Source organism: Pantoea sp. CTOTU49201, assembly GCF_032054795.1.
Lineage (GTDB): Bacteria > Pseudomonadota > Gammaproteobacteria > Enterobacterales > Enterobacteriaceae > Pantoea > Pantoea symbiotica.
In genome coordinates this window covers 1-5,702 of sequence record NZ_DAMBSA010000309.1, presented here as the reverse complement: position 1 = coordinate 5,702, position 5,702 = coordinate 1, and the positions used below count along the sequence as shown (strand labels likewise).

Genomic DNA, 5,702 nt, shown 5'->3' with positions numbered 1-5,702 from the left:
GTAATCATAGGCACCTGCGACGATACGCCCTTGCTGGGTAAATTCGCCATTTGAGTCACCGGCAACGGAAATCAGTTCGATACCTTGCAACGTCTGCGCACCGTTACCGCCCGCTTTGTTAATCACAACCTGGGTGTTGCCAGAAGTATTACCCTTTACCAGCAACTGATCGTGCGGCGAGTCATCGCCAGCCAGCACGTTGTTCATTACCAGCGTACCGTTGTCACTATTAAAATCACCGTCTACGGTTAGCTTCCTGAAATCACTATCGTTGTGCATAAAAACGATTTGGCTGTTTTTCAGGTTTACGCTGTCGACATCGGAATCCTCAGTCATTGCCCATTGGCTGCCGTTATCCAGCGTCAGTTGATGCAAGCCTTTTGCCGCACCTTGCCATGCTGAGGCATTGTCCAGTGCAATCAGGCTATCGCGGGTGTAAAGCTTGTCGATTGCCGCATCGCCCAACAGTTGTGAACCATTGGTGGCATTCAGACGAATAAAACCAACAACAGCATTGGTGCTGTTGGCTGTGCCGCCTTGAATCAGCGTTTTGCCCGTGAGTGTCGATGCATCGGCGTTGATGAGCAGCGCGGAACTCGCATCGGCTTTGGCCGCCACGTTATTCGAAGCAATCAAGGTGTTGGTGAGATTCACGGTTTGCACCGCCCCCACGTCTGAACGAATGCCCGCTGCATTGCTCCCATTGACCACCACTTTTGAATTGGTGAGGCTCGCATTGGTCTGGCTTGCACCACGACTGAGATAAAGGCCTGTTGCAAAGCCACCATTAGCATTGTTGATGGCGACATTAAGATTGTTGGCATGCAAGGTTCCGTTGTAGCGGGTTGTGATTGCGGTGCCGCCGTTGTTGCCGGTGATCGTTACGCCATCAAGGTTTGCTGTGCCAGCATCAACATAGATACCTTGCGAATTTGATAGCCCCTCACCCAGCGTCAAAACGCTGTTAGTCAGATTCAACTGTGAGCTTGCCAGGCCCCAAATCATTGGGCCGTATGCGTCATACTTTTGCGTAATGTGGAGATTGTTAGCATCAACGCGCGCGTTATTAATCCAGATGGCATTGCCTGCGCTGGTGAGATTGACGGAGTCGGCTTTTACAGAAGCGCCGCGATCGGCATAAATAGCTGCAGCGCCATTGTCGCCAGCCTGTCGCATTGCGGTTGTCGTAATATCCATATTGCTGACATCAACTGACGCGCCCAGAGTTGCCTGAATAGCATGAGCATTGGCGCCTTGCGTGTTAATGGAACCGCCGTTCAACGTTACCTGAGTTACATTACCGGTTGCCAGAACGCCCCGCGCGCTGGAATTAGTTGTCGTAATATCAATATTGTTGGCACTAACGCTACTGGCGCTGGCGTAAATGCCATGTCCACTTGCACCATTGGTCAACAACGTCGCAGTATCAAGTTCTACATTACTGCCGTTGGTGGCTGTTATTGCTGTGTTTGTCGCACCGCCGGTACCGGTTGCGTGAATATTCAGCCCACTGATTTTCACACTGGCATTGTTAACTAACATGCCATCTTTACTGCTGTTGATGCGCACGTCATTACCGGTCACCATGCTGTTTTCACCGACAATTAAAGCCGCAGACCCTGAAATGGTGGATAGCTCGCTATTGGTTATTTTTGCTGTTGAGCCACTCAGAACGGTCATCACAGGTGTCTGGAAGGTTTGCATGGTGCTGTTGCGAACATCAAAAGTCGCGCCATCCTGCACTTGCACTGCGTTTGCTGTAGCTGCAGATGCGCTGATAAATCCATTTGAGAAAATAGCGTTAGCGGCTTCACCCTTAACGATCATCGCCGACTCGGCTCGCGCAGTCATCACTGTTTCCCAATCGAAGTTCGCCGTTGTGTTATCAACAACCTGTGGGTTGGATGCATAGCCAGCAGTGCTGACTGCCAATAATCCGCCTGCAGTTAATAGCGGGAGCATTTTCGGGCGCTGAACCACCGAGGGAATATTACCGGTGGTTGTGTTGCTTTTGCCGCGGCTCGTTGCAAGCTCAGAAACCACCACAAAGCAGCGCTGTGTACTATTCCAGATCACGCGGTAAATCTTATTCATCTCAGTTTCTCTTCTTTAGATTTCTATACCCCGCGAACAACATTCATTGGCTGCGCGGCATGCAGGATTTCGTGGAAGAGGACTATAGGAAAGTCGGGTAACCGAGATTAGTCTGACGCGTCCGATTGTTTTGTAGGACATTTCCGATCAGAAAATGCCTGACCAGAAAATTTGTGTGATTACGATTGCATTTCCATCACTGATTGCTGGTTATCTGCACAAGCAGGCGCAGAATGGAATATATAACCAAGTGTGAATATATATTCAATTGCATGATCATCTGAGGAGAAGGTCGAATGAGTTCCTACACGTATCCGAAATTCGGTGCCGGCTTGTGGCACTTTGCCAACTATATCGATCGCTACGCCGTAGATGGTTACGGACCGGCGCTCAGCACCCTTGATCAGATCAAACTCGCTGGCAGCGTTGAAGACCTTTCCTACGTTGATGTGCCCTATCCCTTCACCGAAGGCGTAACGGTTGCGCAGGTGAAACAAGCGCTAGCAGATGCTGGATTGAAAGCGATTGGCGTGACCCCAGAAATCTATTTGCGCCGCTTCTCACGCGGTGCCTTCACCAATCCAGATGCCGCCATTCGTAAACAGGCTTTTGATTTGATGCATGAAGCGGCCACCGTGGTGCGTGAGTTGGGCGCTAACTACGTGAAAGTCTGGCCAGGTCAGGACGGTTGGGATTATCCGTTCCAGGTCGATCATAAAAATTTGTGGAAGATGGCAGTGGACGGCATGCGCGAACTGGCGAGCGCCAATCCGGACGTCAAATTTGCTATCGAGTACAAGCCGCGTGAACCGCGCGTGAAAATGACCTGGGATTCAGCGGCGCGTACGTTGCTCGGCATCGAGGACATTGGCCTGGATAACGTCGGCGTATTGCTCGATTTCGGGCATGCGCTGTTTGCTGGGGAATCACCGGCGGATTCCGCCCAGTTGATTATCGATCGCGGCCGCCTGTTTGGTATGGACGTCAACGACAACCTGCGCGGTTGGGATGACGATCTGGTGGTGGGCACCGTGCACATGACCGAGATTTTTGAGTTCTTCTATGTACTCAAGATCAACAACTGGGACGGCGTGTGGCAGCTCGATCAATTCCCGTTCCGCGAAGACCATGTTGAGGCCGCCAATTTGTCGATTCGCTTCCTCAAACATATCTATCGTGCGCTGGATAAGCTGGATATCGCCGCCTTGCAGGACGCGCAGCGCGAGCAAAACCCACTAAAAGCGCAAAGAATTATCCAGAATGCGCTGCTGACCAGCATTGAACAGTAAACAACTAAACGCGCAGCCCGATCGATTCTGGCTGCGCGCGGCTGGATTTAACCGACAATCTCGATCAGATTACCATCCGGATCGCGAATGATGGCTTCGTAGTAGCCATCGCCAGTGGTACGTGCCGGGCTGACTAAAATCCCCTGCTCGATGGCTTTGGCAACCATCGAATCCACCTCTTGTCTCGAACCGACATGAATCGCGATATGCGCCCATCCCGTCAGCTCTTGTCCATGAGGTCCTGTTGCTAAATCGTCCAGACTCATCAATTCTATGGTTGGACCTTCAAGCAAACTGATGAAATGTGAGCGAAAACCTGGACGGTTTTTACTGATGTACAGTTCATTGGATGTACCGGCAAAAAAATCTTGCCAGAAGGATTTTTGGGCATTTAAGTTGCGTGTCCACAATGCCACATGTGCGATTTTCATGCGTTCTCCCCCTCGGTTGTTTTCTCGCCCAGATTTAGCGTGAGTGACAATGCCGCAACAACCAGCATCAGCGCCATGATCAATGAAAATGCAAAAGTCAGGGAACTAAAGTGCGCAACATAGCCAATCACTGCGGGTCCACTGAGTACGCCGAGATAACCCAAGGTAGTCATTGCTGGTACAGCAACGGCCTGCGGCATAACCTTTTGCTGCCCCACGGCAGAAAACATCACCGGCACAATGTTTGCGCAGCCCGCACCAATCAAAACGTAGCCCACCAAAGAAAGCGGCCACGATGGCACATAAGTGACCAATGCCAATCCAATTGCTGCAGTGATGGCACCCGTCAACACCACAGCTAAACGCCCAAACGTGGAGATAATGCGATCACCGGTCAGCCTGGCTGCAGTCATCGCAATGGCAAAGCAGGTGTAACCCAGTCCACCCAGTGTCTCAGGCATATTTCGCGCCTGGGTCAAATAGACGGCGCTCCAGTCCAGTACCGTTCCTTCGGTCAGGAATACCGCGAAGCAAACGAGTCCAAGAAGTAATACGCTTCCGCGCGGCACGGCGAAGGCTGGTCCTTCTTTAGGATTGGCATAGGTCAGAAGTCCTGGATAGCTGAGCACGGCGAGGATAATCACCGCAAAAGTCACCAGCAGCGTTCCGGCTAAAACGGTCATTCCCAGCGACAGCAGCAATGTCATTACGCCGGCACCGGCAATACCGCCGAAGCTATACATGCCGTGAAAACCAGACATCAGTGGAACTGAGGATTGTTTCTCCACCAGAATAGCCTGAATGTTCATCGCGCAATCTGTCACGCCGACACCAACGCCAAAAATCAGCAAAGCCAGGCCAAGCAGTAAAGGATCTGCAATCACAGCGAGCAGTGGCGTGCTGAGGATGATTAACCCCATTGCAACGATGATCACCCTACGGCAACCAAAGCGGCTGGTGAGCAATCCGGTAACGGGCATGGCGATTAGCGCACCAAAGCCCAGACATAGTAGCAATGTGCCAAGCATCGCCTCGTTAACGCCGGTGTTATTGCGCGCGAAAGGCACAATCACTGCCCAGGTCGCAGTCACAAATCCGGCGATAAAGAACGTCAGTCGTGTGGCGTGACTTGGGGTGATGCTTTGGGGTTTATAAACCATTTAATTCCTCGTTTGAGCGGTTAATAAGCAGGATTTCTGCAGAGGTAGATTGCGATTGACATTGTGTTTGCCGTTGCGCGATTATGCTCGTTATAGATTGATTGTGTTTTTTTTAAGGAACGTACATGCTCGATTATGCAGCTTTCCCGGAACAGCGACAAGAGCTGATACGACAAATTTTGCGCGACCAGGGCCGTGTCGTTTGCGTTGATCTCGCCGCCCAGATGCAGGTTTCAGAGCACACCATTCGGCGCGATCTGCATGAGTTAAGTAAAGAAGGCGTGTGCAAAAAGGTGTATGGCGGTGCGGTATTACAGATACCTGAAGCGGGTTCTTTCCAAAGCCGAAAAGAGCAAAATCACGCAGTAGTGTGCCAGCCTGGTAAAAAACGACACCTGTATTTTCATTGATGCGGGCACCACTAATCTGGCAATGGCGCTGGCGCTACCGGAAGAGCTCTCTTTAACCGTCGCAACCAATGCTCCCGATATCGCTGCGGCGCTACTAAAACACCCGAAAATAGACGTCATCATGCTCGGCGGCCACATTCAGAAAAACAGTGGCGGCAGCGTGGGTCATACGGCGATTGAGCAACTGCGAAATATCATCTTCGATCAGGCTTTTATTGGAGGCTGTGCGATGAGCCCTGAATCCGGGCTGACGGGTTTTGATTTTGCCGACTGCGAATTCAAAAAAGCCGCCATCAAGCAAAGCAATCAAACCATCGT

General features: G+C 51.3%; 4 protein-coding genes and 1 pseudogene. 2 read left to right on the top strand and 3 right to left on the bottom strand.

Features of this window, described 5'->3' with window-relative positions:
- Positions 1–2,094, bottom strand: a 2,094-nt coding sequence (locus RTY00_RS18495; RefSeq protein ID WP_312665408.1) for an autotransporter outer membrane beta-barrel domain-containing protein, incomplete at its 3' end; no start/stop codon positions are given.
- A 296-nt stretch (positions 2,095–2,390) separates the two neighbouring features.
- On the opposite strand from RTY00_RS18495, the gene RTY00_RS18490 reads away from it, so the two are divergent.
- Positions 2,391–3,383 carry a sugar phosphate isomerase/epimerase family protein gene (locus RTY00_RS18490; RefSeq protein WP_180823834.1) on the top strand — a complete coding sequence of 331 codons (993 nt, stop codon included), beginning with the start codon at positions 2,391–2,393 and terminating at the stop codon, positions 3,381–3,383.
- Between the two features lie 47 nt (positions 3,384–3,430).
- Here the strand turns inward: RTY00_RS18490 and RTY00_RS18485 are convergent, their stop codons facing one another.
- Together RTY00_RS18485 and RTY00_RS18480 are read right to left on the bottom strand one after the other, a co-directional pair.
- A complete protein-coding gene (locus RTY00_RS18485) occupies positions 3,431–3,814 on the bottom strand; it encodes a VOC family protein (protein WP_312665407.1) in 384 nt (127 codons plus the stop codon).
- Complete coding sequence (locus tag RTY00_RS18480; RefSeq protein ID WP_312665406.1) at positions 3,811–4,974, bottom strand: MFS transporter; 1,164 nt, start codon at positions 4,972–4,974, stop codon at positions 3,811–3,813. The genes RTY00_RS18485 and RTY00_RS18480 overlap by 4 nt, the downstream gene beginning before the upstream one ends.
- A 125-nt stretch (positions 4,975–5,099) precedes the next feature.
- Here RTY00_RS18480 and RTY00_RS18475 point away from each other — a divergent pair.
- Positions 5,100–5,702 (top strand): annotated as a pseudogene (locus RTY00_RS18475) (DeoR/GlpR family DNA-binding transcription regulator); the annotation flags it as partial.

Bases quoted from the DNA above. Each gene is read 5' to 3' on its own strand.
- RTY00_RS18490 (WP_180823834.1), top strand. From the start codon at position 2,391: ATGAGTTCCTACACGTATCCGAAATTCGGTGCCGGCTTGTGGCACTTT.
- RTY00_RS18485 (WP_312665407.1), bottom strand. From the start codon at position 3,814: ATGAAAATCGCACATGTGGCATTGTGGACACGCAACTTAAATGCCCAA.
- RTY00_RS18480 (WP_312665406.1), bottom strand. From the start codon at position 4,974: ATGGTTTATAAACCCCAAAGCATCACCCCAAGTCACGCCACACGACTG.